Origin of the sequence: Pseudogemmobacter faecipullorum (assembly GCF_020539525.1) — a bacterium.
In the GTDB taxonomy this organism is placed as follows: Bacteria; Pseudomonadota; Alphaproteobacteria; order Rhodobacterales; family Rhodobacteraceae; genus Pseudogemmobacter; species Pseudogemmobacter faecipullorum.
In genome coordinates this window covers 1-1,420 of record NZ_JACDXX010000069.1, presented here as the reverse complement: position 1 = coordinate 1,420, position 1,420 = coordinate 1, and the positions used below count along the sequence as shown (strand labels likewise).

Genomic DNA, 1,420 nt, shown 5'->3' with positions numbered 1-1,420 from the left:
GCGCGGGAGCGGTGGTTCATCCGGTAACTGTTCCAGAACTGTTCCGAAGTGTTCCGGAACAGAACGGCACAGTTCCGAACTGTGGGGAACAGTTCCGCACAGAGAAGAGAAGAAGAGAGAAGAGAAGATCTTTACGCATCGGAACACAGGTCAGGCTGTGGATAACCCGGCAAAATGCTTAGAAAGGAGGGGGTTGGTGGAACCGGAACAAATCAGATCAGGCCGGGAAAGAGCGAGGGCGCTTTTCGTTGAGCGGATCGCATCGAGTGGGGTGATCCCCTATAAAAAGCAGACCCTGGCCGCGCATCTCGAAACCCTGCGGCATGTCGGCGATTACGCAGCCCATTTGGCTGAGGAATCCTTGGTCACGCTGGCGGATGAAGTGCTGAGCGCTGCGGCCCGGGCAAAGGGTGTCTGCCCCTCGGAAATGGTCATGCGGGCCATGGTCGATGGCAAAGAGCCGCGCCCCTTTGAGATGGCCCCGATTGTCACCAACTGGCTGGCTTCAATCGAGGGGCCCAAGGCCGAGGCCGGGGCTTATGAGGCGCAGCTCTTTCGGCATCTTCGCAACCATCCCCGGCCGGTGCTGCCCCACGATCTGACCTTGGTGCGCCAGCAGGCAGACAGTGATCGTCGGCGTGAGGCGGTGGTGCGTGAGCGGATCGAAAATGGCGGCGCATCTGAAGAAGAGCGCGGCTGGCTGGCCGCGCTGGTTGAGGACCGCCGCCGGGCGCGGGCGATCATACAGGCGGGAGATGCCGCGCGCCGCGAGAAAAAAAGAGCAGTGGAAGAGGGTGCAGCATGATGATGGCTGGAAAGTTTCAGATCGGCGACGTGGTCGAGGTGGCCGGGCAGAAAGCGGCGATCTTCTATCCCGGCCAGTCTCGCTGGTATGCGCTCCGGGTTGCGCCTCAGAGGGAGGATCAGGTCGAGGCCTGGCTTGGAGTGCGCGGGGTGTATGGCTTCCATCCGGTGCTGGCGCGCAAGGCACGGCGGAACGGCGTGGTGCGCGAGTACCATCGTCGCTATCTGCCCGGCTATGTCTTTGCCCGGTTCGAAGGTAATCCCATTGAGCACGCGGTGATGGCCTGCCCTTGGGTTCTGGGGGCGCTCTGCCGGTCGAATGGTGAGTGGGGTATCCTCGAGAGGAAACGGCTGGCTGCTATTCATTCCATGCGAAAGATCGACCAGCAGCAAAGAGAGGCAAAAGCAGCGGCTCGGGCACGCCGCTTCGCCGATGCCAGATTGCGACGCGGCGACAGCGTGCTTTTCAGATCCGGTCCCCTTGCTGGGTTCAAGGCTGAGGTTGTTGAGCTGACCGCTGATGGTGGCTCTGCGGTCAAATTCGAGATCTTCGGGCGGGAGGCGCTGATCCACTCTTCGGGCGATAATCTCCTGCCGCTCCGAAAGCTGGATTGAC

The 1,420-nt window shown here is 61.3% G+C and carries 2 protein-coding genes; both read left to right on the top strand.

Translation table 11 applies throughout. The features are described 5' to 3' along the window. Window positions 1–196 precede the first annotated feature (196 nt). Entirely contained in the window at window positions 197–805 is a 609-nt protein-coding gene (locus tag H0485_RS21205) for a hypothetical protein (protein ID WP_226937862.1), read from the top strand. Further along, complete coding sequence (locus H0485_RS21200) at window positions 802–1,419, top strand: transcription termination/antitermination NusG family protein (RefSeq protein ID WP_226937861.1); 618 nt, start codon at window positions 802–804, stop codon at window positions 1,417–1,419. Before H0485_RS21205 ends, H0485_RS21200 begins: the two co-directional genes overlap by 4 nt. Window position 1,420: the final 1 nt, after the last annotated feature.